The organism is Curtobacterium sp. MCLR17_032, from assembly GCF_003234795.2.
GTDB lineage: Bacteria > Actinomycetota > Actinomycetes > Actinomycetales > Microbacteriaceae > Curtobacterium.
The window spans coordinates 2,821,931-2,848,112 of record NZ_CP126268.1 but is presented as its reverse complement, the minus strand read 5'-3'; the positions used below and the strand labels follow the sequence as shown (position 1 = coordinate 2,848,112).

Here is a 26,182-nt window from a genome sequence, read left to right as displayed (position 1 = left end):
CCACACCTCGCACACGCCTCACCAGCGCACCAACACGCATACCCAGGAGGCAGCACATGCCAACCGAAATACACGAATACATCTGCGACAGATGCGGCACCCCATACACGTCATACAGCGCCGCCCAAGAATGTGAAGACGAACACCTGCAGGTGGCGTCATGAGCAACCTCACCATCCACATGGACGTCGAGCAGGGCAGCGACCAGTGGTTGCAGCTGCGATGCGGCATCCTCACCGCCTCAACTATCCGCAAGCTCATCACCCCAACCGGCCGAGTCGCCGACAACGACACCTCCCGCGGCGTCATGCAGACCCTCATCGCCGAACGGATCAGCGGCCACGTCGAGTACACGCACCCCTCATTCGACATGCAACGCGGAACGTTGGATGAGCCCTACGCACGGGAACTGTACGAGCAGCACCACGCGCCCGTCACGGAGATCGGATTCGCGACTCTCAACGTCGACGGGCACTTGCTCGGCGCATCACCGGACGGGCTCGTTGACGTGGACGGTGGCATAGAGATCAAGTCCCGTGCCCCGAAAACGCAGCTGCGTACCTTCCTCACAGACACAGTGCCCGCCGAGAACCTGGCGCAGATCCACACCTGCATGTTCGTCCTCGACCGCGAATGGTGGGACTACGTGTCTTACGCCGGCGGATGGCCGCTCTACGTCAAGCGCATCCACCGCGACGAGAAGTGGGACGACACAATCTGTGCCGCGCTGCAGACCTACGAACAGACCGCAGCCGACACCATCGCCGCCTACACCATCGCCGCCGCAGGTAAGCCCGTTGCAGAACGCGTCGACCACTTCGCAGACATGGAGATCAGCTGACATGACCATCGACCTCACCGAAAGCATCGCCCCGAAGTCGGACCAGCTCGATGCTCAGGACCTCCTAGGTGGGCCACGCACGTTCACCATCGAACGCGTGACCGCGAACAACGCGGAGCAGCCGTTCAACTTCCACCTTCGCGAGTTCCCCCGCGTGTGGCGTCCCGGGCTCTCCATGCGGCGCGTCATCGTCAAGGCGTGGGGGCCGAACGCCGAGAACTACATCGGCAAGAGAGTCACCCTCTACTGCGATGAGACAGTCCGGTTCGGCAATGACGTCACCGGCGGCACGCGCATCAGCCACATGAGCGGCATCGAGAAGAAGCTGTCCGTGCCCCTACTCGTCAAGCGTGGCAAGAGCGCACTGTTCACCGTGCAGCCACTGCCTGACGTGCCCGCAGCCACACCCGTCGACTGGCTGGCCGAGCTCACAACCGCCGGCAACGACCCCGCCGCCCTCAACGCGCTCGGACACGCAGCCAAGAACGCAGGCGCAGGCGAAGACGTGCTCGGGCAGATCCGGGCGGCGTTGGTTGCGGCAAAGGAGGCAAGCTGATGCTCGCAGGTTTCAAGGCGCAGAACCATCCGCAGCAGACCGGTACTCGAGGCGCTCTCGATGAAGTTGATGACCGCGGCACTCACCGCGAGTACTTCGATCCGTGGAACGAGCGCTTTGGCGGCTTCACTCTCGACGTCGCCGCCGCTCCGCACAACGCAAAGTGCGAGCGCTACTTCACCCGACAGGACGACGGCCTCGAGCAGTCTTGGGCAGGCGAACGCGTCTGGTGCAACCCCCCCTACTCGAACCTCTTCGACTGGGTGAGCAAGGCGTGGGACGAGTGGCCGGACACTCGCGGGATCGTCATGCTTTTGCCTGCCAATCGTCCGGAGCAGAAGTGGTGGCAGGAGCTCGTCGAGCCTCGCCGCGACCGCAATGGCTCCCCGCTGCACGTGGAGTTCCTGCCGGGGCGTATGCGTTTCGAGCGCCGCGATATCACGATCGGTCCAAAGGGTGACCGCCCGCCGTTCGGGTGCGTGCTGCTGATCTGGGACGACCCGACGAAAGCGAGCACCGATGCAGTGGACTCTTGACCTCCCGTACGAGCGTCCACCGCTTAACGCGAACCAACGTCTGCACTGGGCGAAGAAAGCGGCTCTGACCAAACAGGTCAGGGCCGCTTCGTTTTACGCCGCGAAGTCAGCCGGGGTTCTCCGCTGCGAAAGGGTGCGCGTGACCCTCACATGGTTCGTCCGCACAACGACACGTCGCGATGCCGACAATGTCGTGCCGACGCTCAAAGCGTTGTGCGACGGACTCGTGGACGCCGGAGTTGTCCACGATGACACGCCGGATCTGATGCAGAAACTCATGCCCGTCATCGTCTACCGGCCCGGACAGCAGTCCGGGCTGCAACTGCTCGTGGAAGAGGTATGGACGTGACGTTCGAACCGCTGCAAAAGGTCATTGACCGTGTCGACCTGGCTCTCGAAAAACGCCAAGACACCGTCGTCCCGCCGTTCGTCGCAACCACCATCACGTTGCGCATCGACGACGTCCAACGCCTCGTACACGCAGCCATCTGGGGAGACGACACATGAGCGCACCCACCCCACGTCTCCGCCCCGGCACATGGCTCCGACGTGTCACCGACCGTTGGGAACTCGTCAACGTTGCTGACATCACCACCAACGGCGGCGTCCTCCTGCACCTACTCGACGGCACCCAACAGCACACCACCATCGCCTACCTGCGAGACAGGTTCGAACGAGCGGACGACAGCGCATGAGCAAACCACGCCTACTCGACCTGTTCTGCTGCCAGGGCGGCGCATCTGTCGGGTACCGGGAAGCTGGGTTCGACGTCACCGGCGTTGATATCGACCCGCAACCTCGGTACCCGTTCGTGTTCCACCAGGCGGACGCGTTGAAGTTCACCCTCGAACACCATCGCGAGTTCGATGCGTTCCATGCCTCACCGCCATGCCAGGCGCACACGAACGCGCAGCGGATCCAAGGCAACGACCACCCCGACTTCATCCCGGCAACACGTGCGCTGTTCGAGCTCATTGGTAAGCCGTGGGTGATCGAGAACGTACCCGGAGCGCCGCTGACCAATCCGGTGATGCTATGCGGTCCAATGTTTGAGCTCGAGACGTACCGGCACCGACTCTTTGAGTCGAACATCCCACTAAGCGCGTCGACTCACCAGGCCCACTCGGTACCCACCACCAAAATGGGCCGCCCTGTGAAGGATGGCGAGTTCATGCACGTCGTCGGAAATTTCACCGGCGTCGACAAGGCGCGTGAAGTCATGCAAATGCCATGGGCAAGCCGTGACGGGCTCCGAGAGGCCATACCGCCGGCATACGCACTCCACATCGGCCGGCAACTGCTCGCCCACATCAACCAGGAGGCAGCCGCATGACGACAACAGGAAGGAGAGACGATGCCGTGGTTCAGAGTGGACGATGGATTCTGGTCCCACCCGAAGACGCTGCAGCTCTCTGACGGGGCGCAAGCGTTGTGGATGCGTGCCGGCTCATGGTCGATGCATCACCTCACTGACGGAGTGATTCCCGCATATGCGCTCCCACTTCTGCGCGCAAAGCCACGGTTTGTGAACGAACTCGTGTCAGTTTCGCTGTGGTTTTCGGACGAAGACGCGTACCGATTCCATGACTGGAATCGGTACCAGCCGACACGTGAACAGGTTGAGGCTGATCGTGATGCTGCTGCGGATCGGAAGCGGCGGTCACGGGAGAAGTCACGGCGTGACAAGAGCGGGACGGACGGGCGGACGTCGGCCGACGCCGCGGTTACCCCATCCCAACCCATCCCAACCCATCCCACTTCTACCTCTAACGAGGTAGAAGAAGACCGTCCACGCAAGCGTGGATCACGGCTCGAATCGGACTGGGTTCCTGACCGATCGACGGTCGAGAAAATGCAGCTCGAGGCACCAGGGATCGACTTCCAGGCCGAGCACCCGTCGTTCGTTGACTACTGGATCGCTCAGCCGGGGCAGAAGGGCGTCAAGACGGACTGGGATGCCACGTGGCGCAATTGGATGCGTCGGGTGGCTAAGGAGTCCACGGGCAGGAAGAACGGCCCGCAGAACGCCGCACAGCGCGCCGCCCAGTTGGTCGGCACGTTCGGCACCGAGCAGCCCGCATTGGAGGCAGACGGATGGACCTAGACGAAACCGCGAAACTGCTCACCGTCATCGCCGCGTACGACAACCGCAACGTGACCCGCGAAACAGTCGTCGTCTGGCAGCAAGCACTCGGCCACCTGTCGTTGAACGTTGCACAGCAAGCCGTCGTCCTGCACTTCAAGGAATCAACCGAGTATTTGAAGCCCGGACATGTGCACGCCGCATCGAAACGTGTCCAAGACGCACACGACCGTGCTGCCCGCATCGAAACGCAACGGCAAGCAGCACTCACCCCAGCAGAGATAACACTCGACCGGGCTGCACACGAAGCGGACGTCGCCAAATGGGTCACCTACTACCGGGAGCATGCACATGAACGATGAACAATTTCGAGGCGAACTACGTCGCCTTTATCGGATGGTCGATGCGCCCTTGCGCTATCCACGATCACTGACACAGCTCGCTGAGGACCTAGCGGTCGAACCATTCCGTTACCGTCGAGCACGCATGATGCTGCAAGCGCGACGAGGAAGGAAACAATCATGACGAGCACGCAACGCTTCCGCCGGTACGCGAACTGGATGAAGGGTCGCCCTCATATCGACGGCCACGCACTTAAGAACCGCCATATCACGTCGCTCATCACAGCAGTGTGTAAATGCGGAGCCCGTTCCGACAAGCCACTTTCGTACCACCGGCGGGTGCAGTGGCAAAACAAGCATCTGACTCAGGTGATGTTCCAACGTAACAACCCCGGCGACGTCGGCGTGGCGATAGTCCGCATGACAGGGATTACCTACCGGCAGCTGGACCACTGGGCGCGTAAGGGCTATCTACCAAACCACTCACAAGGCTCCGGTACGTCGCGGCACTGGTCCGCAGACGCTCCGTTCATCGCAGCCGAGATGGTGCGGCTTATCGGCATCGGGTTCACGCCAGAAGCCGCAGCGCAAATCGCTCGCCGCGTTGTCGAAGAACCAAGCCTCGAAGACAGATACCACGTCGGCAACGGCGTCGAGATTCAACTCACCAACTGGGATGCCGCACGAGCGGCAAGAAAGAAGACCGCAGCATGAACGACACCGTCATCACTGTCATCGGCAACCTGACCGCCGATCCCGAACTTAGGTACACGCAGAATGGGCTGGCTGTCGCAGGCTTCACGATCGCCTCAACGCCACGCACCTTCGACAAGCAGAAGAACGAGTATGTCGATGGGGACGCCCTGTTCCTCCGCGCGTCCGTGTGGCGCGAGTTCGCGGAACACGTCGCCGGCTCACTGACGAAGGGCGCACGCGTCATCGTGCAGGGACGGCTCAAGCAGCGTTCCTACGACGACCGGGAAGGCAACAAGCGAACCAGCATTGAGCTCGAGGTTGACGAGATCGGCCCCTCGCTGCGATACGCAACCGCACAGGTCACCCGATCACCGGCAGGCTCAGGACGGACGAACACCACCCCGCAGGCATCCGCGCCCACCCCGACCGCAAACGCCCCGCAGACAGGCGCACAGAGCGCGTGGGATGCACCTGCTGGCGGATACAACGACGAAACGCCGTTCTGATGGCGCAGATGGAAGCCCGGGGTGCCCGGGCGGTGTTTGACACGCGCAAGTGGCTTGCTGAAACGATTTCTGTGGGGTGGCTCGATTACCTAGATGAGACACGACCGGGATGGCGCTCAGAAACACCGTTTGACTTCTCGTGCCCCATGCCAGACCGAGCGCTTGTCCTCGCCGCGGAACGGGTATTGGACAGCTACGACATGAACGAGGTGGAAGCATGACCGACCCCGCAGCTGCGCGTGAACTAGTTGTGGCCAGCATCGGCGACACGATTAACTGCCCCGGCTGCAAGGAGCGCGTGAAGCTGGACTGGGCAGATGGCTGGCGTAATGACCGCGGTTTCACATGCCGGCCATATCCCACCACGCACAGCGACCATATCGAGACGATCACGGTGAAGCCATGACTGCCGACGCGTGCCCAACATGCGGTGATCTCTGCGGCCTACGCGAATTCGGATTGGAGCCGAACGAAAATGACTGACTACACACCAACCACAGAACAAGTCCGCAACGCATACGTACGCGGCATGCGCGACACATTCATCGCATCAGCCGGCGAACACTACGAAGAGTTCGAACGGTGGGTGCAGGCACACGACGATGAGGTGCGTGCGCCCATGCAGCCGCCGACGCGCGAGCAGATCGCGGAAGCGCTGTGGGAGAGCGCGCGGCAGGAAGGCGACGAACCGGTGTGGACGTGGCAGTACCTCACCGAGCGCGCAGACCGTGGCGAGGGCGACTACGCCGAGATCCGCGCTGAGTACCACCGAAGCGCCGACGCCGTGCTCGCCCGGTTCCCGCAGCCGACCCCGAGCGCCGAGCCGTTCTCGTACCCGGACGTGTGGAACGCTGCGATCGACAGGGCGCAGGAAGAACTGGTGCGCCAAGATCAGTTCAGCGAGCGGACACTCCGCATTCTCGATGAACAGCGAATCCCCTCGGCCCAACAGCCCGTGCCTGCCGAGCCGGTGAGTATCGCCGAGCCGGGCGACGACCCGTGGGTCACGACGACCGAGTATGCCTACGGCGCTCTCGATGCACCGGACGTCATCGTTTCGACCGGCGAGGACATCGACGACCTGGGCTCGGCCCGATACAACGCGGAAGAGTTCTGGGTCGACGTGCTGCAGCGCACCGTGAAGCGTGGCCCGTGGCAGGTCGTTACTGCAGAAGCCGACCCGTCCACGATCCGCGACGTGACGCCGCCGCCCGCGACACCGGGGGAGGGCGACCGTGGCTGAGCAGGCGATCGACGTCGAGACACCCGAGCAGCGCGCGCTCGAAGCGCAGGGGTGGCAGCTGACCGCACTGCACGCCTCCTACGCAGAGTTCCAGGCCACCCACGACCTGCACGAGCTCGCCCGCGCGGTCGGGAACATCCTCAACGGAACAGACGACACGCATGGATGAACACGCACTACGCAAAGCGATGCACGACGAAGCATCAGGTATCGACGGGTTAGGGACTCAGGTTCCTAGCCCGTCTCCCGTATGGCGGTACCCCTACTGGCCCACACACGACATCGGATACGAGGAAGACGATGAATGACAACCGTTTGCTCGACGCGGTCGACGCACTCACCAAACCGACCGTCGACCATGTGAAACAGACAGCAGACGACGGCACCTACATCCGCACCGTCCCCGTCGAACACCCCGCACTACTGCAACAGTTGGCGGATGCTGTGGTGCCATCCGCCGGCCACGATGGCGGCTCCAAGTCAGCCAGTGCTCGGGAACGCAACGTCATCGACTCCGACGCGCTGTGGGAGCTGACGAAGATTCAGGCCGAGCTACGCGACTGGATGCGCTACAATCTCGCTGCGTTCGACCGGAAAGACCTACCCGGCTCACTCCGCCGCTGGTACGTCCACGCCAATGTGTCGCACCCCGACACAAACCCCGATTGGATTGAGTGGGTCGTCCGCGAACTCCGACGGTGGGAACGCATCATCCTCAACAAGCTCGACCGCACCGTCAAGCAGCTCGAGACCGGCCACCTCTGCCCACTCTGCAAGACCGCCGAATGGATCGACCAGGACGGAGCCAGACAGCCAGCACGCCTCATCCTCAGCTACCGCAAAGACGAGGACGGAAGGACGTCTGAGGAACGCGTCGTGTGCCAAAGATGCCGGACCGGGTGGGACTCGGTGGCCGCCATCGAAGAGCTTGGGGAAGAGTTGACGGAATATGAGAGGATGAGCGCATGAGCGAGCTCGAACGGACCGGACTAGCCATCGCACTTCGGCAATCCGATCGTGGCGAATATCTGATCAGTGACAAGCAAATCGCCAGCATGCCAATCGGCGGACTGCGTGCGTTCGAGAAGGCGGCACTCGAATTTGCGATCAGCAACGGATTCCAGATTCGATCCGAAGACAAGCCTGATGGTTTGCTGTTCCAGTGGCGAAAGGTCACCCGCGTGTCGCAGCAGGAAACGCCTACCGACAACGCCTGACATGCGCTATGCTGAACGCGCGTAGACGAACTCTGTCTACAGCACGCAAACACACGGTCGGTCACCTACGGGTTGCTGGCCGTTTCTCGTTGGCCCACGCATATGCAGGCGCAGGGACAACACAGTGCCCCGGGGAGCGGACCGGGCGCAAGCATCCACCACGAGGATGAGCACTGCGATGGGGTGTAGCTCAACTGGTAGAGCAGCGGTCTCCAAAACCGCCGGCTGCAGGTTCGAATCCTGTCACCTCTGCGACACCACCGTGCAGGTGGGCACGCTCAAATAGTTCGAGCCACATGCCTCAACCAAGCCTCTACCCACCTGCACCATCAACAAACTTCTCCGACCCGCCGGTCAAACACACAACCGCAACGCCGCCACCAACGCGCACAGAACCACAGCGCGAACGCCGGCCGCAAGCACAACACACACGGCGCAGAGTCGGAGAACCCCTTTCGAGGCTCACGCAGGAGGCAACGCATGCAGGAATGGTGCACCTGCAACGCATCCTTCAAGACACGGTCATACCGTCGCCTCGTTCAATGGCGGACTCAACACCGGCACGAGATAGCGGACCAGCCAGAACCCGAACCGCAAGGATCACAGTCACTCGTCGAACGCTCCTACCAAGACGAAGAGACTGACGTACGGCTCGGGTTTCAACCCAACCCAGTGCAACAGAACCATGCAGGCACCGCAGCCTGACGACATCAGCGCACACCGCACCCGCTGCAACCGTTGGTCCGAACCCGTCGCCTACGACACACACGGCGCGCCACTGTATAGCTGGCAACTGCCTGCACCAGCGCCACTCATCGCCGCAGTCGAAGCCGTATACGACGCACTCGAGGACCGCACCTAGCCCGCATAACCGACAGGACAAAGACAATGCAAATCGCACTCACCATCTCGCTGAGCCTGATGGCGCTGTGGTTCTTCACTGGCATCGTCAACGGAGTCCGACAGGTAGGCAAGGAACGCAAGCCCATGACTGGACTAGACGCTAGTCGAGCAACCCTTGCAGGCGGCATCCTCATTGCCGTTCTCGTATGGGCTGCGGTGTACGTCTCAGTCACCCACTGACATGAACAGCTGCGACAACTGTGGTGCCAACTACCCATCACCACTCGCAGCCGACCGGTGCTGCACCGACAAACCCCGACCATGGGACGACGAACGCTGGTGGGGTTGACATGACCAAGTACAGCAGCGGATACGACAGGGAACGGCGACTGTTCAAAGCAGAATGCGCCGCAACCAACGCCCCATGCTGGCTCTGCAACAACAGCCGCGGACCCATTGACTACACATCCAAGTACGTCCGAGGTACCAAACAGCCGCTCCTGTTCAACCTCGACCACGCCGAACCAACCTCACTCGGCGGTGATGCTGTGCGACGGACCAACTTCAGGCCGTCGCACTACCCACATCTGCAACGTAAGCCGCGGGAACACCACACGAGGGCAGTTTCCGACGTCCAGAACATGGTGAAAACGGGCCTGACGGGGTGGGGGATGGCCCTAAAACGGCAGGCCTCCGGACCTCCGGGGCGGGCGCTCTTCTCTCCCCATCAAACATCCGACCCTTGGAATTGAAATGTCACTGCTTGATTCTGTGCGTGATGCCCTGAGTGGCGAGCCTGGGATGCAGTGGCAGCGGGATCTTGCTGAGGGCATGGCTGCTGAGCTTGATGAGAAGGCGAACGCGTCGATGTCGCGTGAGTTGCGGGCGTTGATGGATGAGCTTGGCGTTGCTGCCACGGAGCAGAAGGGCGATGTCAGTGACGATCTCGCCGCTAAGCGTGCCGCACGTCGTAGCGCCGCGAGTTAGGTCGGTACCGGAGTATTCGTTTACGTCTGGTGTCGAGGCGTTGGAACTTGCCGAGTCTGTGGGGCTTGTTGCTGATGACTGGCAGGCTGCTGTTGTCAGTGACATTCTTGGCGAGGACGAGCAGGGCAAGTGGGCGTCGTTTGAGTCGGCGCTGATCGTTCCCCGTCAGAACGGGAAGGGGACGGTCTTCGAGATCGTCCAGCTGGCGGATCTGTTTCTGTTCTCGTTTTCGCAGCGCGATTTCCTCGCGATCCATACTGCGCATGAGATGAAGACTGCGCAGGAAGCGTTTCGTCGTCTGCTGTTCTGGGTAGAGAACACCGACTGGCTTCGTAAGAAGGTCAAGCGCGTTGCGACTGCGCATGGCGAAGAGGGCATCGAACTTCTGAACGGGGCACGGCAGCGTTTCTTGGCTCGGACGAACGGCTCTGGTCGTGGTTTCAGCTGCGACCGCCTCGGTTACGACGAGGCGTACAACCTTCCGGAAGAAACTGTGGCAGCGTCGTTGCCTGCTCTGTCGGCCCGACCTAACCCGAGTGTCATTTACGCGTCGTCAGCGCCGCGTAGTGACCAGTACGGGCTTGTTCTGCGGCGTGTGATGCGTCGTGGCCGTCAGGAGCCGGAGCATCCGGGCGATGATGTGCCTGCGAAGGATAAGCATCTTTGCTACAACGAGTTCTCTGCCGATCCGAAAGCTGACCTTGATGATGAGGCGGAACGGGTTCGTGCGAATCCTGGGTCTATGTCTGCTCGTGGCGTTCCATCGCTTGAGTACATGGAAAAGGAACGTGCCGGCATGTCCGAGGTTGCGTTCGCGCGTGAGCGTATGGGAATCCTGGACGAGGTTAAGGGCTCCGCGGTTGTCGACATGTTCACGTGGGCTGAGTGTGGCGACAAATTGTCGTCGCCGCTTGATCCGGTGGCGTTTGCCCTGGATGTGAACCCGGATTCGTCGTTCGCGTCGATCGCTATTGCTGGTCGCCGCGCTGACGGAAAGATTCACACTGAAGTTGTGCAGCGGGAGCGTGGCACTGGTTGGATTGTGGACCGGGTTGAAGAGCTGGTGCAGAAGTGGTCGCCTGTTTCGGTGACGTTGGATGCTATTGGTCCTGCTGGTGCGTTGCTGCCGTGGTTTGCTGAGCGCAACGTCGAGGTTGACGTCGTGTCGATGGCTCAGTATGGGCAGGCATGTCAGGGGTTCAAGTCGATGGTCGATAACGACCAGCTGCGGCATAAAGACCAGTCGGGTCTCACGGCGGCTCTTGAGGCTGCACGTAAGCGTCCTCTTGGTGATTCTGGTGCGTGGGGTTGGCATCGTCGTGACACGACTGATATCACCCCGCTTGTTGCTGCGACGTTGGCGACGTATGCGTTTGCTCGCTCTACGGGTTCTGAGAAGCCGAATGATAGTCGCATGTTTGTGTTCTGATGATTGGAGGCGGTCTTGGCGCTTTCCAAGGATGATCAGGACACCTTCGACCGGTTGCTGCGTCTGATTGAGACGACGCGCACTGAGACGCGGCTGTACAACGACTATTACGAGGGTCTGCATCAGCTTGAGCAGCTGGGCTTGGCTATTCCGGAGGAACTGAAGCGGTTCACGGTTGTGGTGAACTGGCCGCGGGTGACGGTTGATGCGATTGAGCAGCGGCTGGATGTCACTGGGTTCCGGATGCCGGGTGCGCAGTCTGCGGATGCTGCTCTGTGGGATGTCTACCAGTACAACAACCTCGATGAGCGGTCCGGCTTCGCTCACGTTGACGCGCTGGCTTTGAAGCGGTCGTACGTGTGCGTGGGGTCGAATGCTGAGGACCCTGAGTACCCGATTGTGACGGTTGAGTCGCCGGAAGAGATGGTCGCGGTTCGTGATCCTCGGACTCATCGTGTGACGGCTGCTCTGCGGTCGTACAGCCCCGAGGGTGGCAAGGACACTCGGGCGACGCTGTACTTCCCGAACGTCACCTACTGGCTGCTGTACAAGGATGGCGAATGGGTGGACGAGTTCGACCCGGACGTCCACAATCTGGGCACTGTGCCGGTGGTGCCGTTCGTGAACCGGAACCGTGCGACTCGTGTGACTGGTTCGTCGCTTGAGGGCGTGTCGGAGATGGAAGATGTCATCCCGATCGCTGATTCGGCGTCTCGTGCGCTGACGAACGCGCAGTTGGCGCAGGAGACGGTCGCTGTTCCGCAGAAGCAGGTTCTTGGCATGTCCAAGGGTGACTTCGTGGGGCAGGACGGGCAGCCGCTTCCGGTCTGGCAGGCGTACTTCGGTTCGGTGTGGGCGCACGAGAACAAGGACGTGAAGGTCCAGCAGCTGGACGCATCAGACTTGTCGAACTTCGACACCATGGTCGCGATGTACTCCCGGTTGGCGTCTGGTGTGACGTCGCTGCCGATCGAGTATTTCGGCCTGAACACGCAGAACGCTCCGTCCGCTGAGGGGCAGCGTGCTGGTGAGACTCGGCTGATCAAGAAGGCGGAACGGAAGCAGTTGTCGTTCGGGAACTCGTGGGAAGCCGTGATGCGGCTTGTCATTCGTTTCCGGACTGGTGAGTGGTCGCAGGATGCTCGCCGCATGGAAACGCTGTGGCGGGATGCTGGGACGCCTACTCAGGGCATGGTCACTGATGCGGTCGTGAAGGAGTACCAGGCCGGGCTGACGGACTGGGAGACGGCGCAGGAGAACCTGGGCCGTTCGCCGGAAACGATTGCCCGGATGAAGACTCGCCGCGCTGAGGACGAGAACTTCGCAGCGCAGCAGGCCAGCCGCGTGGTGACGAACACGCAGGATATCTTCGATAACCAGTAGGAGTCGTCGTGGCGGATCTGCTTGAGGTTGCGCAGCGGCATCAGCGGCGGATCATCAAGCGGTCGGATCGTGCGGTTGCGCGTGCGGTTGCGGCTTGGACTGCGATCGACATGGCGAACCTGGACCGTTCATGGCAGGCGGTCGAGCCGGCGGTGACGGCGGTTGCAGTGGCGGCGCAGAACTTGAACGCTGCGGACGCTGACCGGTACATGAACCAGGCGGCTCGGGCGTATGGGGACCCGCGGGCGACGATGTCAGTGAACTCGTCGTCGTTTGCGGGTGTCGACGCTTCGGGTCGTGAGCTCGGCGGGCTGCTGTTTGGTGCGGTGACGACGACGAAGCAGTTCATCGGTTCCGGGAAGACAGTGCAGCAGGCGTTTGTCGGCGGTCAGATGTACCTGGCGGCGATGATGAAGACGGCGCTGCATGACACGTCTCGGTCGGCTGATCTGACGGCGATGACGGCGCACAAGTACACGAAGTACGTGCGTGTGGTGCAGCCGGGCGCGTGTTCCAGGTGTGCTGTCCTGGCTGGTGTTTGGTCGGCTAAGACGGCGTTCAAGCGTCATCCGGCGTGCAAGTGCTCGAGTGTTCCCGCTCCGGATGATGACGAGCAGGTGCCGGCTGGGTTCCATGACAGTCCGGAGTCGTACTTCAACTCCCTGTCAGAGGCTGAGCAGGACCGTGTGTTCACGAAGGCTGGCGCTCAGGCAATCCGTGAGGGCGCTGATATTTCCCAGCTGGTGACGGCTCGTCGTGGTGCTACTGGTATCCAGTACGGCAACGGCATCGGCCGTGAGACGCGGGCGAATAGTGGCCGACGGATGCTGCAGTCGCAGATCGGCCGGAACGCGGACGGTTCGCCGATCTTCGGGTACGTCACCACGGAGGGCAACACGCGGCGTGGTGAGTTCGGGAAGGTGAACCGGAACCTTGGTGCTGCTGAGCAGCGTCGTAAGGGTGCCCGGTACACGTCCACGAAGTACACGCGCCTGATGCCGGAGACGATCATCGGCCTCACTGACGATGTCGCCCTGCGGCAGACGTTGCTGCGCGATGCCGGCTACATGCGAGTGAACATGGCGACGTCCGACCCGCGCCGTCTGATGGCTGCTGCGGAGGACCGCGCGGTCGCCACTGAGTTCTACCGGTCGCTGGGCATTCGTCTCGGCTGATTTTCCCCATTCTTCCTGCTTGCGCGATGCCTGCAGGTTTCACCATCGAGCGATTCGAGGTACCCCATGTCTGAAGACACGACGACCACCACCGAGACGCAGGGCGACCCTGAGCTCGGTGAAGCAGGCAAGCGAGCTATCGCAGCGGAACGCACTCGTGCGGATGCTGCGGAGCGGCGTGTGCGTGAACTGGAAGCAAGCATCGGCGGCTTTGAGTCGCAGATCGCGGATCTCACCGGTGAACGTGACGCGCTGACGAACGATCTCGGAGCGAAGGACGCGACGATCACCCGCCTCAACGTGGGTATCGATAAGGGCCTTCCGAAGTCGCTCATCGCACGCTTGCAGGGAGACGACGAGGACGCGCTGCTTGCAGACGCTGACTCGTTGCTTGAGTTCGTGCCGGCAGACGCCAAGTCGTCCCCTCGTCCGGACCCGTCGCAGGGTGCGAAGGAAACGGGGACACCCTCTACGGCTCAGCAGTTTGCTGACGCCTTCCCTGACCTCTAAGGAGAGATCACATGGTTGCTCAGGCAACGAACAGGGGGACCTCGGGCGTTAACCTGCCCACGGCGGTCTCCACCGAAATCTGGCAGGGCTTCCAGGAGACCTCCGCGGTCGCCTCGCTGACCCCCAACATTCCGCTTCCGGGCGCTGGCGTGACGGTCGACATCATCACTGGTGACCCGACTGCCGCGTGGACGGCGGAGACGGAAGAGAAGCCGGTCTCTGACCCGACTGTGGCGTCGAAGGTGATGCGTGGGTACACCCTCGCTGTCATCGAGCCGTTCTCGAACCAGTTCCGTCGCGACAAGGGTGCGCTGTACAACGCTCTCGTCGGGCGTCTTCCGGGCGTGCTGTCGGCGAGGTTCGACAACACGGTGTTCTTCGGCGACGCTCCGGGGTCCGACTTCGACACGCTGAAGAACGCGCCGGCTGTCTCCATCAACACGAACACCTACTCGGGCCTGCTCGGCGCGATGGGTTCGGTTGCTGCGAACGGTGGCGACGTGTCCGGTTGGGCGCTGTCTCCGACCGGTGAGCTCATCGCTCTCGGTTCGGTTGACACTCTCGGCCGTCCGATCTTCATCGGTAACGCTGCACTCGAGGGTCAGGTTGGCTCGCTGCTTGGTCGCCCCGTCTACAAGACGAAGGCAGTCAACAAGGCGGGTACTGCTGGCACTCCCGGCACCCCGTCCACTGTCGGCTTCGCTGGCGACTGGACGACTGCGGCGTGGGGTCAGGTGCAGGCGATCGACATCTCCATTTCGACGGAGGCGACGATCAACCGTGGTGGCACGCAGATCAACCTGTGGCAGCGCAACATGTTCGCTGTTCGGGCTGAGATCGAGGTTGGCTTCCGCGTGCGCGACGTCAACAAGTTCGCCCGTCTGACCGGCGCGACGCCGTCTGCCTGATGGCTGAGTTCCGGAGCCCTTTCGGGGACGTGACGGTGGATGTGCCTGACAGTTCAGCGCATGCCAGCTACCTCGCCAACGGGTGGGTTCTGGCTGCTGCTGAAGAGTCGCCTGAGCCGAAGCGGCGTGGGCGTCCTCCGAAGTCGGACGATAAGTAAGTGAAGGTGAGGGGCTGTGATGGCTAACCCGGCAACGGTTGATGACCTGACGAAGCGGTCGTTGCGGCCCCTCACTGACACGGACCGGACGGTTGGTGCTGTCCTGCTGGATGACGCGTGGAACATTCTGCTGATGCAGAAGCCGTTCGCGGAGTCGAAGGTGGGGGAGGTGCCGTCGTTCCGGGCTGTGGTGGTGCAGATCCTGTGCGCTGCTGTGCTACGTCTCCTGGCGAACCCTGACGGGAAGTACTCGGAGACGATCGACGACTACCAGTACACGTTGGACAAGGCGCGTTCCACTGGGGCGCTGTACCTGTCTGACGCTGAACTCGCACTGCTCGGTGACGGGTCAGGTGCGACGTCGGGCGCGTACACGATTGTCCCCGGAGGCGTCAGGGGTGGTAAGCAGCCGTCGACGTTCCACACGGTTGGGTCGGCGGCGCTGTGACCGCTGAGTCTGCCGCACGGTCGGGACGTTGGATCGCTGAGTCGATCATGACGGACACGTGCCGTGTGGGTAAGGAAGTACCTGGCCCGATCAACGAGGCGACGGGGAAGCGGGAGACCGTGATCCAGCCTGTGTATGAGGGCGCGTGCCGGTTCAAGGCGTCTGCTGTGCAGGCTGCTGATGCTGAGCAGGCGGGGCAGCTGTTGGTGTCTCAGGCTGCGACGTTGTCGTTGCCGTTGGGGACGTCTGGTGCGGTGACGAAGGGCCATGTGGTGGAGATCACGGGTTCGTTGACTGATGCGTCGTTGGTGGGTCGTCGTGCTCGTGTTGATGCGCCGTTTGCGTCGTCGTATGCGACTGCTCGGCGGTTTCCGATCACTTTGTTGACTTAGGAGGCGTCGTGGCTTCGGATAATGGTCTGAATGAGCTTGCGCATACGATTGAGGAAGCGCCTCGGGAGACGGCACGGTTTCTGCGTGCTGCGATCGAGGTGACTGCTCGGAACATCAAGGATCAGATCAGTAACGATTACAGCGGGTCACGTGGGCTGCCTCATGCGCGTGGTGCGATTTCGTACGACTTGCATGGGACAACGGGTCAGGTGCTGGGCGGTATTTCTGCTGAGATCGGTAATGATCTGGGCCGTTCGCAGGGTGCTGTGGTTGGCATTGTTGATAAGGGTACTCGGAACGCGCCGGGTAAGAACCGCATTCCGAAGGCGCTTGTCGACAACGAAGAGGACTTCCAGACGGGCATCCGGAAGGCTGTTGCGGATGGTCTTGCGGCGGCTGGCCTATGACGCGGGCGCATACGAACGCGTTGGTGGGGCTGCTCGAGTCCGATCCTGCCTTAGCTGACAACGTGTTTGTCATGTTGGCTCCGGACCTCAGCGCCTACCCGTACGTGATTGTCCGTCCTGGTTTGAGCACGGACCGTCAGGAGCGGTTGTCGGGTGGGGCGTCAACGTTTACGCCGTCGTGGTCGGTGATGTGTGTTGGTGCTGACCCTGAGCAGTGCGCTTGGGTTGTCGAGCATGTTGATGCGGCGTTGCGGCCGAAGGGTCGCGGTAAGACGCCGACTATCGCTGGTCGCCGTTGTCAGCCGATCCGTCGCGACATTCTCGACGTGATGGAGATTGACGATGATACGTCTCCGCCTGGTTTCACGCAGATAGCTGAGTACAGCTTCCGTTCCGATCCAATCTGACCCCGCTTCGGCGGGGTTTTCGCATTCCAAGGAGCATGTCATGTCTGACGAATATGTCACTGTCAGCGGACCGAACGGTCTGCACATGGACATCCTGAAGTCAATTCAGGACGCTCTGCCGGCGCAGTTCCCGCTGGTGGGCAAGTCGAAGCCGGCTGATACCGGTACGGGCAAGTAGCCCTCTCATCTGTCCCCACGGGGGCGTTAATCGGTCCTTCGGGAAGTCCGGGGCCGCGTTTATCCGAAGGAGACCAAATTGGCGATCACTAAGGGGCAGCAGTCGCTGTCTGTTGGCACTGAGGGCAACCTGCTGGTTATGGCTGCTCCGGCATCCATCATCACTGCAGGGAAGACCCTGAAGGACATCACGGTGACGCAGCTTAACTCTGCTGCGTTCGTGGACATCACTTACGACCTGACTGCTGGGTCGGGTTGGGCTGAGGCGACGTCGCAGGAGGACATCACTGATGACCGTCTCACGGCGACGCAGACGTTCTCTCGTGGTGGCAAGGAGTCGAACACGCTGGCTGTTCAGTACGTGTACGGCGACACGACGAACGTTGCTGACCCGCTGCTGGTGAAGGGTCAGAAGTATGTCTTCGCGGTGCGTTGGGCAACCGACCACGATGCGGACATCACTTCGACGAGCAAGTTCGACCTGTGGATGACTGAGGCGGGTGTGAAGCAGCGCGATCAGGCTGCGGCGAACTCGGTGTTCACGAAGACGCAGACGATTCGTCCGCTGGCTCCGGTCCTGCGCGACGTCACGCCGGCGGCTTGATAACTCCCGTGCGGGCGGTCTCACTCCCGCCCGCACGGGTCATCTTCTTTGAGTGAGGACGAGTGAGGAACAGACTTATGGGTTTCAACGAGAAGCTTGCTGCTGCGAAGGAGAAGGGCCGTCCGTCTCGGGTGGTCACTGTGTCTCTGGATGCTGATGTGTCGGGGCGTCTGTATGACCTCGAGGCTGAGCGTGAGGTTGAGAAGGGCAAGCCGCAGGATGACCGTCTGGCGAAGACGTCGCGGCTTGCTGAGATCCTGCAGGAGATCGAGGCGGTGAAGGCGGATTACGCCGGCACTCTCGTCGACCTGAAGTTCACGCGGATGCTGGGTTCGGATTGGACTGACCTGACTCTGGTCAACAGCCCCCGCCCCGATTCACTGCCCGACAAGGTGGTGTTTGGGTACAACTTCCACGCGGTGACGCGTGCCGCGGCTCTGCAGTCCGGTGTCGTCATTGAGGACGGCCAGGAACGCGAGCTCACGGAAGAGGAATGGGATGACCTGTTCCAGCTGCTTTCGGGTGGCGACCATCAGCAGATCGCAGACGTGGTGTATGCGCTCAATGAGGGGGAGAGCAACCGGGCGGTGGAACTGGGAAAAGCGCTGCGCGCGTCAACCCTCGTCTCCGAGATGAAGTCCGACTCGCAGTAAAGGTTGGTGTGTCCCCGAAGCGTTTGCGTGGGTGGGAGCCCCTGGAAGTGCATACCCCCGTGTATGACGATGACGGACGTGTGACTGCGGTTCATGTTGAACGTGAGCCGGAGTGGACGCCTGATCAGGTGGCGTTGGTGCTTGGTGTGACGGGGTTTGAGCAGATGCTTGGCCCGCATGGTCAGCCGATGGATGAGGCAACGTCTCCTGATGCGGACCCGTCGAACCCGCGTGGGTCGCATAAGTATGAGGCCGGCAAGTTGACGGTGACACCGGAGGGCGCTTTCGTGCGTCTCCCGATTGTTGACTTCGCGGAGAAAGCCACGAAGGACGCCGAGGATTTGTGGCGGAAGGCTGCTGGCGAGAACGCGAACCCGCATGGGTTCATGTGGCCGGTGGAGAAAGTCACACGGCAGTAGCTGATATGTAAACACTGGAAGACGGGAGCCGCGTTTTGGCCGATCATGTTGTTTCCGTCACCATCCGAGCGCAGGTGCAGCAGTACCTGCAGGGGATGAACCAGATTCAGCAGGCGACGCAGCAGGCGAACTCTGAAGCGCAGAACCTGCAGGCGCAGGGTGCAGCGTTCGAGAAGGTCGGTAACGGCCTGCTTGGTATCGGTGCTGCGGCTGCTGCTGGTGTCGCTCTTGCGGTGAAGTCGTTCGCTGACTTCGATGCGCAGATGTCGCAGGTGCAGTCCCTGTCGCACGCTACGGCGGGCGACATGGACCTGCTGCGGAACGCTGCGCTGACGATGGGTCAGAGCATCGGGTTCTCGGCCACTGAGGTGGCGCAGGCGGAAACGGAGCTCGTCAAGGCTGGTGTGTCCGTGAAGGACATCCTGGGCGGCGGGCTGAAGGGTGCGCTGAACCTTGCCGCGGCTGGTCAGATTGATGTGGCTCGGGCTACGGAGATCGCGTCTGCTGCTCTGACACAGTTCGGTCTGTCCGGTAAGGATGTGCCGCACGTTGCTGACCTGCTTGCTGCTGCGGCGGACAAGTCGCTCGGTGGTGTGGAGGAACTGGGGCAGGCTCTGCAGCAGTCCGGTCTGGTCGCGAACCAGTTCGGCCTGTCGATCGATGAGACTGTCGGAACGCTGGCCGAGTTCGCGTCGAACGGTCTGCTCGGCTCTGACGCTGGTACGAGCTTCAAGTCGATGCTGCTGCAGTTGGCTACTCCGTCAAAGCAGGCCGCTGCGGCGATGAAGCAGTATAACATTGAGGCGTACGACGCGCAGGGCAACTTCGTCGGCATCACCGGTCTCGCAGGTCAGCTTGCCGCCGGATTCAAGGGTGTCGACTCAGCGTCTCGCGACTCGGCGTTGGGCATCATATTCGGCTCCGACGCGATCCGTGCCGCGAACATCCTGTACAAGGATGGTGCGAAGGGTAACCGTGAGTGGGTGAACTCGGTCAACGAGGCTGGGTTCGCTGCTCAGCAGGCTGCGGGCAAGACGGACAACCTGAACGGTGACGTCAAGAAGCTTGGTGCGGCGTTCGAGTCGGGTCTGATCAAGACCGGTTCGGCGTCGAACAGTGTGCTGCGCGAAATGGTGCAGTCCGTCACGGGTCTCGTGTCGGCGTACTCCAACGCTCCCGGTGCCGTGCAGGGCCTGACGCTTGGCCTGACCGCCGTTGTTGCCGCTACCGCTCTGGCTGGTGGCGGGTTCCTGACGATGGTCCCGAAGGTGCAGGCTGCTCGAGCGGCGATGCAGCAGATGAACCTCACGGTTGGCCGTGTCGCGAAGGGCTTCGGTAAGGGTGCCGGCATTGCTGTCGGTATCGCTGCGGTCATCTCCGGCTTCTCGGGTATCGGCAAGGAAGCATCGCTCACTGAGGGTGAGATCAACCGTCTGAACGCTGCTATGACGGCGAACAACGGCAAGGCTCTCAACCAGCAATTTACTGGTGGCGGTGGCGCTTTCGACATCATCAACGACAAGGCGACGTCCGCGAAGAAAGCCCTTGATGCTATCTCGGGTGCAGGCAACGAACGCTCGGTTGGGTTTGGCAAGTTCTTCGACGGTCTGACGTTCGGGATGACGCATGTGTCTGACACTGCGACCCGGTTCGAGGCGCAGTTCAAGCAGATGGGCGAAACCCTTGCTGGTACTGCTTCGACGGATGTCACGTCCGCGGCGAAGGGATTCAACCAGCTGCTGAAGCAGATGGGCGGCGGTAGCGACACCGCCCGGGACCTGCTCAACAAGATGAAGCCGTACAAGGATGAGCTACAGGCGCTTGCTGCGGCGCAGGGGAAGACAGTTGACGGTCAGGAACTGCTGAATCTGGCGCAGGGTAAGGGGCAGCTGGCTACCGTGCTCGCCGCGACGTCCACGCAGCAGCAGAAGGAACAGCTTGCTGATCTGACGGGTGCGGCTTCTGAGGCGAACCAGAGCATCAGCGATCTGGCTGACGCGATCCGTAGTTTCGGTTCGACGCAGCTTTCGGTGGAGCAGACGGAGTCTGACTTCCAGGCTGCTATCGACGACGCAACTGGCTCGCTGAAGGAGAACGGTCGCACGCTGGACCTGAACTCCGACAAGGGTCGCGCGAACGCTGCTGCTCTCCGTCAGATCGCCCAGGACGGTATCGCGGCCACGGCTGCCATCGCGGAGAACGGCGGCACGCAGGCGGATGCTGCGGCGAAGATGCAGACCACTCGGGATGCGTACATTCAGGCCGCTCAGGCGTTCGGTGTTTCCGGTGAGGAAGCGGCGAAGATGGCTGACCAGTTGAAGCTAGTGCCGGCGAACGTGAAGACCCTGTTCAGTCAGGAAGGCGCGTCGGGGGTTGTTGACTCGGCGAAGGCTGTTGAGCGTGCTGCTGAGCTTGCGACGAAGAAGCGCATTCTGAAGGTGCAGGGCGAGGTTCAGGATGCGCTGCAGAAGCTGGAAGCGACGAAGCAGAAGCTGGCTTCGGTGCCGCCGTCGAAGCGCACTGAGGTGCGTGCTGAGGTGGCTGCTGCTCAGGCGAATCTCTACGCGGTGCTGCGCACCCTGCAGTCACTGCAGTCGAAGACCCTGACGATCACCACCGTCAACCGGAAGGTTGAAGAGTCCGTGAAGGCGGGCGCGTCTCGTGGTGCTGCTGGTGCTGCGTACAAGGCGGCTGGTGGTCCTGTGTACGGCGCGGGGACTGCGACGTCGGATTCGATTCCGGCGTACCTGTCAAACGGTGAGTATGTGATCCGTGCGGCGTCGGTGCAGAAGTACGGCCGGCACACGTTCGACCGTCTCAACGCGGGCATGTTCGCTTCGGGTGGTTTCATCTCTAACCAGACGACGGATGCGAAGCGGGCGAAGAACCGGTTCAAGGCGGCGCAGGTTGCGCAGCGTCGGGCTCAGAGCGAGTTCAACAAGTCGAAGACGGCTGCGAACCGTCAGCGGCTGTTGCAGGCGCAGGCGGAGACGCGTGCGGCGAAGGCTGCCACGCAGCGTGCTGATGCTGCGTTGGCTCGTGCGAAGGCGGCTCCGACTGGTGCGGATCTCGGCGACCGTTTGTCGTTCCGCACGTCGGTCCGTAACGGTGAGTTCGATGTGCAGTCGGGTACGCAGAGCCTGTTCCAGATGGGGCAGGACTCGTCGAAGTATTCGGCTGCTCAGCGGCGGTCGTTCCTGCGTGCTGCGGACAAGAACGAGCGTGCGTTCATCGGTCTCGAGAAGCAGTCGACGAAGGCTGCTGACGCGGTGAAGAAGGCGTCGGACCGTCTGGATGGGTTGCGTGATTCGTCAACGTCGATGGCGTCGGCGGTGAAGGGCAAACTGTCGGACGTTTCGTACGGCGACTACCGGTCTGGTTCGTCGCTGCTGCGTGGGTTGACGCAGCGTGCGGGGAAGCTGAAGCAGTTCCAGGCGCTGCTGGCTTCGTTGCAGAAAAAGGGGCTTGCTCCTGCTCTGCTGAACGAGATCGCGTCGCTTGGTGTGGATCAGGGGCTGCCGTTGGCGCGCAGTCTCGCGTCGATGAACAAGGCCGGCCTGGCTGCTGTGAACAAGCAGTACCAGGCGGTGCAGTCCACTTCGACGAAGATCGGCAACCAGGTTGCGGACGCGAACTTCGGCAAGCTGATCGACACGGCTGAGAAGTCGTTGTCGGCGGCGAACAAGAACGCGGCGACGATCGCGAAGTCCATTGACCGGCAGTCGAAGGCGTTGCAGAAGATGCTCGGCAAGTACCTGCGGGTGCCCGGGTATGCGTCTGGTGGATACACGGGTGATTTCGGCACTGACGAGGTCGCTGGTGTGGTGCACGGGCGTGAGTTCGTGATGAACGCTGCTGCGACTGCACGGAACCGGGCTGCGTTGGATGCGATGAACCGTGGCGGCTCTGTCCGCTACATGGAGTCGTACCGGCCGGCCGCGCAGCCTGCTGCTGCCCCGCAGTTCACGCAGATGTTGGACGTGAAGCCGATGCAGCACGTTGACCCGAACACGATGCTGACCGTCCTTGGGCGGGAGGCCGCTCGCGAGCTCGCAGGGATGGTGTCATGACGACGGTCACGTTCAGTGGGGTGACGTTCGACGATCAGGCGGTGAAGGGTTTCGCGTTGGCGAAGCTTGTCGGATGGTATGACGCTGCTCCGACACGGTATGAGGCGGACGCCCGGCCGCAGGCTAACGGGTCGTTCCGGCCGGGGACCATCTACCGGGACCCTCGTGTGGTTTCGGTGGAGGGTTCCTGGTCGGGCGACACGTTGGCTGAGGCGTACGCGGCTCGGGACACGTTGGCGGGGCTGATGGCGGACGGGCAGGAGGCGGTGTTCACCGTCACCGACCCGATCGACACCCGGTGGGTGAACGTTGGCGTGTCGACGTCGCCGAAGATGGATGACGGCCTGTACCAGCCGTATTTCAAGTTCTCGTTCGATGTGATCTCCGCGGACCCGTTCCGTTACGGAACACGGGTGCTCGCGTCGACTGGTGTTGCTGTGCCGTCGTCCGGTCTGGTGTGGCCGCTGGGTGTGGTGTCGGGTACTGCACCGTCGCAGGGTTTGTACCCGGCGACGTACTACGTGCGCGACCCGAACAACCCAGGGTTTTACCTGACGACTGGCCTGACAGGCAACGGTGATGGCACGTACCAGCCGCAGGCAGTGCAGCCGACTGGGAAGTTCTTCGACTGGGGTACGCCTGGTTCGACGGGGCGTGCTGCTGCGGCGAACCCTGGCACGGCGGAGACCGTGTCGATGCTTGACGTCACTGGCGGTCTTGCCGGCGGGTTTGAGCTGGTGTGGGTGCCGACTGGTCAGCGTGTCCGGTTCGAGCGTCCGGTTGCTGCGTCGGAGACGGTGCGGTTGAACCCGCGTACGGGCCGGGTGACGATATCCGGTTCCGATGTGACTGGTTTCTTGACGGCGTCGGACTGGTGGACGGTCCCGCCGAAACGTGCTGGCGAGGTCCAGTTCCTGCCTATTGGTGCTGTCTCTGGGAGCCCGACGCTAACGGTTTCGACGGCTCCCGCTTTCGTTTGATCTTGGATAGGAGACGCGCATGGCGTTGACCAACGGGTTTGTGACCACTGCTGGAACTACCGCTCTCGATGCGCGGCTCTTCGAACAAGGCCTCATCGTCAAGAACCTGAACGATGCACCGCGCACGGGTCTGCTCTACGGGGCGGTGAACCCGATGGTGGCGACGGCGACCATGAGCGTCAGCATCTTCGAGCAATCAGTGTTCGTTCTGTCGCGTGCCAACAACGACGGCGTGGTGATCATCACGAACGTTGGCGCGGCGACTGTAGCGCTCGCGACTGCACCTTCCGCGAATTCGCGCTACGACACGGTGTACGTGAAGCACAACGACACGGAGAAGGGTGATGCGAACAGCTCACCCGTGTTCGGCGTTGTGACTGGTACGGCTGCAGCGTCACCGGTTGTGCCGGACGCTCCGTCTGGTGCGCTTGTCATCGGAACTGTCCTAGTCCCGGCTGGCGTGACCGCGACGAACGCTTCCGGCGTGGTCGTGTCGAACACGATTCTTGGGACTGCCCTGTTTGGCAGTCCGATTCGGTACCGATCTGTCGCCGAAATGCGTTCCGACGCCGCTAATGTGATCGACGGTACGCAGGGGTACATCAAGAGTGGCGGTTTGTACTGGATGCGGAACGGCATCTGGGTGCGGGATGACGCGCAAACCTTCGGCGTACTCACCGGCTCCGGTTCTCTTGCATCCGGCACGAGCAATTCCACTTTCCCGGCCACCGCTGGCACTTCGTTCACGTCGGACTCGGGCCTGCTTGTCGTCAGTGGTAGCGGGGCCTCATTCACGTGCACCTATGCAGGCTGGTACGACGTGGGTGCTGCTATAAACTGGGGCGCTAACACCACAGGTGAACGCTTTGTGGAAATCACGACGAACCTCACCTCCGTCAGCCCTGTCCGGGTCACAGATCGGCGCGCAGTCGGTTCAACGGCCGGAGCATCGGGTGACGCCACATTGTCCGGGCTCATCCAGTGCAATGCAGGCGACGTGGTGAACCTTCGAGGCTGGCAGAACAGCGGTTCCACGTTGGCTTACGCCATGCGGCTGAGCGTCAAGCTCGTCGCGCTGACTTGACGGGGTTCCGATGACTGATTGGTTCATCGGCGACCTGCTGACCGGCCGCATCTCCACGCATCTACAGGTCAGCAAGGGCTCTTGGGATGTGGGGATCAACAGTGCCGGCAGTATCAGCATCACGGTGCCTCTCACCGATCCGGACATCCGTCGCCTGAACCTGCGGAACGTGGCGACGGTGGGGAAGTCGTTCCTCGGTGTCGCTGAGAACGGTGTGATCCTGAACGCGGGTCCGGTGTGGGTGCAGGACTACTCGAAGGATGTAGGCACGCTGACGTTGAACGCGTCGGGCATGTGGTCCTACTTCGACCACCGCGTGCTGATCCCGGTCCTGGCGGCCGGGCAGACGCCGTTCGATGTGGAGACGTACTACGAGAACGTGTCGCTGACGACGGTCGCTCGGCGACTCGTGGCACAGGCTCAGCAGCACACGAACGGCAACGTCCCCGTCGTGTTGCCAGCTGAAGTGTCGGGTACAGAAACGCGCGAGTACCAGGGCGCTGACTTGGCGCTCGTCGGTGATGCACTCGGCGATCTGACGTCAGTGGATGGCGGACCCGAGATCGACTTCCTGCCGCGATTTAAGACCGACCCTCGGTTCGTTGAGTGGGTGATGCGGGTCGGCACCCCATCGCAGCCGCAACTGTCCGGCCTGTCGACGCATGTGTGGGATTACGGGGTCGGTCAGACGACGATCCGCGGCCTCAACGTGAAGGTCGACGGGTCGAAGCTGCAGGGCCGTGCATGGGGTCAGGGCGGATCCGCATCCGACGCGACCATGTTCTCCACGTACACGAACACGAACCTGCTCACGCAAGGGTTTCCGCTACTCGAGCTCGTGGACGCATCCCGCAACGTGGACGAGCAGTACCAGTTGGACGGCTACGTGCGGGAAAGCGCCCGTACGGGGTCGAAGCCGGTCGAGTTCTGGGACTTCCAAGTGCAGGCTGATCAGTCGCCACGTATCGGCGAGTTCAACAAGGGTGACTACTGCCTGGTGAAGCTGCGCGGCGACTTGTTCGTTGCTGATGGCGTGTACCGGCGGCGGATCACGAACCTGTCGGGTGACCAGGACGGCCGGTGGGTGTCGGTGACAACTGGCGAGTTGTACGCGTTGACGAACTAGGAG

34 protein-coding genes and 1 tRNA gene are annotated in these 26,182 nt (G+C 62.0%); all 35 read left to right on the top strand.

What is annotated here, in order from left to right; translation table 11 throughout:
* Positions 1 to 160 precede the first annotated feature (160 nt).
* The 35 genes from DEI97_RS13505 to DEI97_RS13340 all read left to right on the top strand — a co-directional run bounded on the left by DEI97_RS13505 (position 161) and on the right by DEI97_RS13340 (position 26,179).
* The gene (locus tag DEI97_RS13505) at positions 161 to 841 is read left to right on the top strand and encodes a lambda exonuclease family protein (protein WP_111074555.1); all 681 of its coding nucleotides are present in this window, start codon (positions 161 to 163) and stop codon (positions 839 to 841) included.
* 1 nt (position 842) lies between these two features.
* Positions 843 to 1,397: a hypothetical protein gene (locus DEI97_RS13500; protein ID WP_111074556.1), complete on the top strand. Its 555-nt coding sequence runs from the start codon at positions 843 to 845 to the stop codon at positions 1,395 to 1,397.
* Positions 1,397 to 1,933 (top strand): DNA N-6-adenine-methyltransferase, encoded by a 537-nt coding sequence (locus DEI97_RS13495; RefSeq protein WP_111074557.1) that lies wholly within the window; start codon positions 1,397 to 1,399, stop codon positions 1,931 to 1,933. Before DEI97_RS13500 ends, DEI97_RS13495 begins: the two co-directional genes overlap by 1 nt.
* 139 nt (positions 1,934 to 2,072) lie before the next feature.
* Positions 2,073 to 2,282, top strand: coding sequence for a RusA family crossover junction endodeoxyribonuclease (locus tag DEI97_RS13490; protein ID WP_220039189.1), 210 nt, complete (start codon positions 2,073 to 2,075; stop codon positions 2,280 to 2,282).
* Entirely contained in the window at positions 2,279 to 2,440 is a 162-nt protein-coding gene (locus DEI97_RS13485; RefSeq protein ID WP_181439208.1) for a hypothetical protein, read from the top strand. The genes DEI97_RS13490 and DEI97_RS13485 overlap by 4 nt, the downstream gene beginning before the upstream one ends.
* Positions 2,437 to 2,628 carry a hypothetical protein gene (locus DEI97_RS13480; RefSeq protein ID WP_111074559.1) on the top strand — a complete coding sequence of 64 codons (192 nt, stop codon included), beginning with the start codon at positions 2,437 to 2,439 and terminating at the stop codon, positions 2,626 to 2,628. The genes DEI97_RS13485 and DEI97_RS13480 overlap by 4 nt, the downstream gene beginning before the upstream one ends.
* Positions 2,625 to 3,266: a DNA cytosine methyltransferase gene (locus tag DEI97_RS13475; RefSeq protein ID WP_111074560.1), complete on the top strand. Its 642-nt coding sequence runs from the start codon at positions 2,625 to 2,627 to the stop codon at positions 3,264 to 3,266. Before DEI97_RS13480 ends, DEI97_RS13475 begins: the two co-directional genes overlap by 4 nt.
* Before the next feature lie 519 nt (positions 3,267 to 3,785).
* Positions 3,786 to 4,037 (top strand): hypothetical protein, encoded by a 252-nt coding sequence (locus tag DEI97_RS13470; protein WP_111074561.1) that lies wholly within the window; start codon positions 3,786 to 3,788, stop codon positions 4,035 to 4,037.
* A complete protein-coding gene (locus DEI97_RS13465; protein ID WP_146248109.1) occupies positions 4,028 to 4,378 on the top strand; it encodes a replicative helicase loader/inhibitor in 351 nt (116 codons plus the stop codon). The genes DEI97_RS13470 and DEI97_RS13465 overlap by 10 nt, the downstream gene beginning before the upstream one ends.
* Before the next feature lie 159 nt (positions 4,379 to 4,537).
* A complete protein-coding gene (locus DEI97_RS13460; protein WP_146248110.1) occupies positions 4,538 to 5,071 on the top strand; it encodes a MerR family transcriptional regulator in 534 nt (177 codons plus the stop codon).
* The gene (locus tag DEI97_RS13455; RefSeq protein ID WP_111074562.1) at positions 5,068 to 5,559 is read left to right on the top strand and encodes a single-stranded DNA-binding protein; all 492 of its coding nucleotides are present in this window, start codon (positions 5,068 to 5,070) and stop codon (positions 5,557 to 5,559) included. Before DEI97_RS13460 ends, DEI97_RS13455 begins: the two co-directional genes overlap by 4 nt.
* A gap of 217 nt (positions 5,560 to 5,776) precedes the next feature.
* Positions 5,777 to 5,965, top strand: coding sequence for a hypothetical protein (locus tag DEI97_RS13450; protein WP_146248111.1), 189 nt, complete (start codon positions 5,777 to 5,779; stop codon positions 5,963 to 5,965).
* Between the two features lie 123 nt (positions 5,966 to 6,088).
* On the top strand, positions 6,089 to 6,802 hold the full coding sequence (locus DEI97_RS13445; protein ID WP_111074563.1) for a hypothetical protein: 714 nt from the start codon (positions 6,089 to 6,091) through the stop codon (positions 6,800 to 6,802).
* Positions 6,795 to 6,971, top strand: a complete 177-nt coding sequence (locus DEI97_RS13440) for a hypothetical protein (protein WP_181439209.1) — start codon at positions 6,795 to 6,797, stop codon at positions 6,969 to 6,971. The genes DEI97_RS13445 and DEI97_RS13440 overlap by 8 nt, the downstream gene beginning before the upstream one ends.
* Before the next feature lie 131 nt (positions 6,972 to 7,102).
* The gene (locus DEI97_RS13435; RefSeq protein ID WP_111074564.1) at positions 7,103 to 7,771 is read left to right on the top strand and encodes a DUF7341 domain-containing protein; all 669 of its coding nucleotides are present in this window, start codon (positions 7,103 to 7,105) and stop codon (positions 7,769 to 7,771) included.
* Complete coding sequence (locus tag DEI97_RS13430; RefSeq protein WP_111074565.1) at positions 7,768 to 8,019, top strand: hypothetical protein; 252 nt, start codon at positions 7,768 to 7,770, stop codon at positions 8,017 to 8,019. The genes DEI97_RS13435 and DEI97_RS13430 overlap by 4 nt, the downstream gene beginning before the upstream one ends.
* Positions 8,020 to 8,199: 180 nt before the next feature.
* Positions 8,200 to 8,271 (top strand) — tRNA-Trp (locus DEI97_RS13425).
* A 636-nt stretch (positions 8,272 to 8,907) separates the two neighbouring features.
* Entirely contained in the window at positions 8,908 to 9,102 is a 195-nt protein-coding gene (locus DEI97_RS13420) for a hypothetical protein (protein WP_146248112.1), read from the top strand.
* Between the two features lie 691 nt (positions 9,103 to 9,793).
* Positions 9,794 to 11,278, top strand: coding sequence for a terminase large subunit domain-containing protein (locus tag DEI97_RS13415; RefSeq protein WP_146248113.1), 1,485 nt, complete (start codon positions 9,794 to 9,796; stop codon positions 11,276 to 11,278).
* A 15-nt stretch (positions 11,279 to 11,293) separates the two neighbouring features.
* Complete coding sequence (locus DEI97_RS13410; protein ID WP_181439211.1) at positions 11,294 to 12,661, top strand: phage portal protein; 1,368 nt, start codon at positions 11,294 to 11,296, stop codon at positions 12,659 to 12,661.
* A gap of 8 nt (positions 12,662 to 12,669) precedes the next feature.
* The gene (locus tag DEI97_RS13405) at positions 12,670 to 13,836 is read left to right on the top strand and encodes a VG15 protein (protein WP_111074568.1); all 1,167 of its coding nucleotides are present in this window, start codon (positions 12,670 to 12,672) and stop codon (positions 13,834 to 13,836) included.
* 66 nt (positions 13,837 to 13,902) lie between these two features.
* Positions 13,903 to 14,346, top strand: coding sequence for a hypothetical protein (locus tag DEI97_RS13400; RefSeq protein WP_146248114.1), 444 nt, complete (start codon positions 13,903 to 13,905; stop codon positions 14,344 to 14,346).
* 11 nt (positions 14,347 to 14,357) lie between these two features.
* The gene (locus tag DEI97_RS13395; protein WP_111074570.1) at positions 14,358 to 15,254 is read left to right on the top strand and encodes a phage major capsid protein; all 897 of its coding nucleotides are present in this window, start codon (positions 14,358 to 14,360) and stop codon (positions 15,252 to 15,254) included.
* Between the two features lie 177 nt (positions 15,255 to 15,431).
* On the top strand, positions 15,432 to 15,860 hold the full coding sequence (locus tag DEI97_RS13390; RefSeq protein WP_111074571.1) for a Gp19/Gp15/Gp42 family protein: 429 nt from the start codon (positions 15,432 to 15,434) through the stop codon (positions 15,858 to 15,860).
* A complete protein-coding gene (locus tag DEI97_RS17745; RefSeq protein WP_349814959.1) occupies positions 15,857 to 16,252 on the top strand; it encodes a DUF6093 family protein in 396 nt (131 codons plus the stop codon). Before DEI97_RS13390 ends, DEI97_RS17745 begins: the two co-directional genes overlap by 4 nt.
* Positions 16,253 to 16,260: 8 nt before the next feature.
* A complete protein-coding gene (locus DEI97_RS13385; protein ID WP_146248115.1) occupies positions 16,261 to 16,659 on the top strand; it encodes a hypothetical protein in 399 nt (132 codons plus the stop codon).
* 23 nt (positions 16,660 to 16,682) lie between these two features.
* On the top strand, positions 16,683 to 17,066 hold the full coding sequence (locus DEI97_RS13380) for a hypothetical protein (RefSeq protein WP_146248116.1): 384 nt from the start codon (positions 16,683 to 16,685) through the stop codon (positions 17,064 to 17,066).
* A gap of 40 nt (positions 17,067 to 17,106) precedes the next feature.
* Complete coding sequence (locus DEI97_RS13375; RefSeq protein WP_181439212.1) at positions 17,107 to 17,244, top strand: hypothetical protein; 138 nt, start codon at positions 17,107 to 17,109, stop codon at positions 17,242 to 17,244.
* A 78-nt stretch (positions 17,245 to 17,322) separates the two neighbouring features.
* Positions 17,323 to 17,847 carry a phage tail tube protein gene (locus DEI97_RS13370; protein ID WP_111074572.1) on the top strand — a complete coding sequence of 175 codons (525 nt, stop codon included), beginning with the start codon at positions 17,323 to 17,325 and terminating at the stop codon, positions 17,845 to 17,847.
* A gap of 77 nt (positions 17,848 to 17,924) precedes the next feature.
* Positions 17,925 to 18,500 carry a hypothetical protein gene (locus DEI97_RS13365; RefSeq protein ID WP_146248117.1) on the top strand — a complete coding sequence of 192 codons (576 nt, stop codon included), beginning with the start codon at positions 17,925 to 17,927 and terminating at the stop codon, positions 18,498 to 18,500.
* A gap of 59 nt (positions 18,501 to 18,559) precedes the next feature.
* Positions 18,560 to 18,919: a hypothetical protein gene (locus DEI97_RS13360; RefSeq protein ID WP_146248118.1), complete on the top strand. Its 360-nt coding sequence runs from the start codon at positions 18,560 to 18,562 to the stop codon at positions 18,917 to 18,919.
* Positions 18,920 to 18,993: 74 nt separating this feature from the next.
* Complete coding sequence (locus tag DEI97_RS13355; protein ID WP_111074575.1) at positions 18,994 to 22,989, top strand: phage tail tape measure protein; 3,996 nt, start codon at positions 18,994 to 18,996, stop codon at positions 22,987 to 22,989.
* A complete protein-coding gene (locus tag DEI97_RS13350) occupies positions 22,986 to 23,969 on the top strand; it encodes a phage tail family protein (RefSeq protein WP_111074576.1) in 984 nt (327 codons plus the stop codon). Before DEI97_RS13355 ends, DEI97_RS13350 begins: the two co-directional genes overlap by 4 nt.
* Before the next feature lie 19 nt (positions 23,970 to 23,988).
* The gene (locus tag DEI97_RS13345; RefSeq protein WP_146248119.1) at positions 23,989 to 25,053 is read left to right on the top strand and encodes a hypothetical protein; all 1,065 of its coding nucleotides are present in this window, start codon (positions 23,989 to 23,991) and stop codon (positions 25,051 to 25,053) included.
* 10 nt (positions 25,054 to 25,063) lie between these two features.
* A complete protein-coding gene (locus DEI97_RS13340; protein ID WP_111074577.1) occupies positions 25,064 to 26,179 on the top strand; it encodes a hypothetical protein in 1,116 nt (371 codons plus the stop codon).
* Positions 26,180 to 26,182 lie beyond the last annotated feature (3 nt).

What these genes read in the sequence shown, in the direction of transcription:
- DEI97_RS13505 (WP_111074555.1), top strand. Translation starts at nt 161, where the DNA reads ATGAGCAACCTCACCATCCACATGGACGTCGAGCAGGGCAGCGACCAG.
- DEI97_RS13500 (WP_111074556.1), top strand. Translation starts at nt 843, where the DNA reads ATGACCATCGACCTCACCGAAAGCATCGCCCCGAAGTCGGACCAGCTC.
- DEI97_RS13495 (WP_111074557.1), top strand. Translation starts at nt 1,397, where the DNA reads ATGCTCGCAGGTTTCAAGGCGCAGAACCATCCGCAGCAGACCGGTACT.
- DEI97_RS13480 (WP_111074559.1), top strand. Translation starts at nt 2,437, where the DNA reads ATGAGCGCACCCACCCCACGTCTCCGCCCCGGCACATGGCTCCGACGT.
- DEI97_RS13475 (WP_111074560.1), top strand. Translation starts at nt 2,625, where the DNA reads ATGAGCAAACCACGCCTACTCGACCTGTTCTGCTGCCAGGGCGGCGCA.
- DEI97_RS13470 (WP_111074561.1), top strand. Translation starts at nt 3,786, where the DNA reads ATGCAGCTCGAGGCACCAGGGATCGACTTCCAGGCCGAGCACCCGTCG.
- DEI97_RS13465 (WP_146248109.1), top strand. Translation starts at nt 4,028, where the DNA reads ATGGACCTAGACGAAACCGCGAAACTGCTCACCGTCATCGCCGCGTAC.
- DEI97_RS13460 (WP_146248110.1), top strand. Translation starts at nt 4,538, where the DNA reads ATGACGAGCACGCAACGCTTCCGCCGGTACGCGAACTGGATGAAGGGT.
- DEI97_RS13455 (WP_111074562.1), top strand. Translation starts at nt 5,068, where the DNA reads ATGAACGACACCGTCATCACTGTCATCGGCAACCTGACCGCCGATCCC.
- DEI97_RS13450 (WP_146248111.1), top strand. Translation starts at nt 5,777, where the DNA reads ATGACCGACCCCGCAGCTGCGCGTGAACTAGTTGTGGCCAGCATCGGC.
- DEI97_RS13445 (WP_111074563.1), top strand. Translation starts at nt 6,089, where the DNA reads ATGCGCGACACATTCATCGCATCAGCCGGCGAACACTACGAAGAGTTC.
- DEI97_RS13435 (WP_111074564.1), top strand. Translation starts at nt 7,103, where the DNA reads ATGAATGACAACCGTTTGCTCGACGCGGTCGACGCACTCACCAAACCG.
- DEI97_RS13430 (WP_111074565.1), top strand. Translation starts at nt 7,768, where the DNA reads ATGAGCGAGCTCGAACGGACCGGACTAGCCATCGCACTTCGGCAATCC.
- DEI97_RS13420 (WP_146248112.1), top strand. Translation starts at nt 8,908, where the DNA reads ATGCAAATCGCACTCACCATCTCGCTGAGCCTGATGGCGCTGTGGTTC.
- DEI97_RS13415 (WP_146248113.1), top strand. Translation starts at nt 9,794, where the DNA reads ATGTCAGTGACGATCTCGCCGCTAAGCGTGCCGCACGTCGTAGCGCCG.
- DEI97_RS13400 (WP_146248114.1), top strand. Translation starts at nt 13,903, where the DNA reads ATGTCTGAAGACACGACGACCACCACCGAGACGCAGGGCGACCCTGAG.
- DEI97_RS13395 (WP_111074570.1), top strand. Translation starts at nt 14,358, where the DNA reads ATGGTTGCTCAGGCAACGAACAGGGGGACCTCGGGCGTTAACCTGCCC.
- DEI97_RS13390 (WP_111074571.1), top strand. Translation starts at nt 15,432, where the DNA reads ATGGCTAACCCGGCAACGGTTGATGACCTGACGAAGCGGTCGTTGCGG.
- DEI97_RS13375 (WP_181439212.1), top strand. Translation starts at nt 17,107, where the DNA reads ATGTCTGACGAATATGTCACTGTCAGCGGACCGAACGGTCTGCACATG.
- DEI97_RS13365 (WP_146248117.1), top strand. Translation starts at nt 17,925, where the DNA reads ATGGGTTTCAACGAGAAGCTTGCTGCTGCGAAGGAGAAGGGCCGTCCG.
- DEI97_RS13350 (WP_111074576.1), top strand. Translation starts at nt 22,986, where the DNA reads ATGACGACGGTCACGTTCAGTGGGGTGACGTTCGACGATCAGGCGGTG.
- DEI97_RS13345 (WP_146248119.1), top strand. Translation starts at nt 23,989, where the DNA reads ATGGCGTTGACCAACGGGTTTGTGACCACTGCTGGAACTACCGCTCTC.
- DEI97_RS13340 (WP_111074577.1), top strand. Translation starts at nt 25,064, where the DNA reads ATGACTGATTGGTTCATCGGCGACCTGCTGACCGGCCGCATCTCCACG.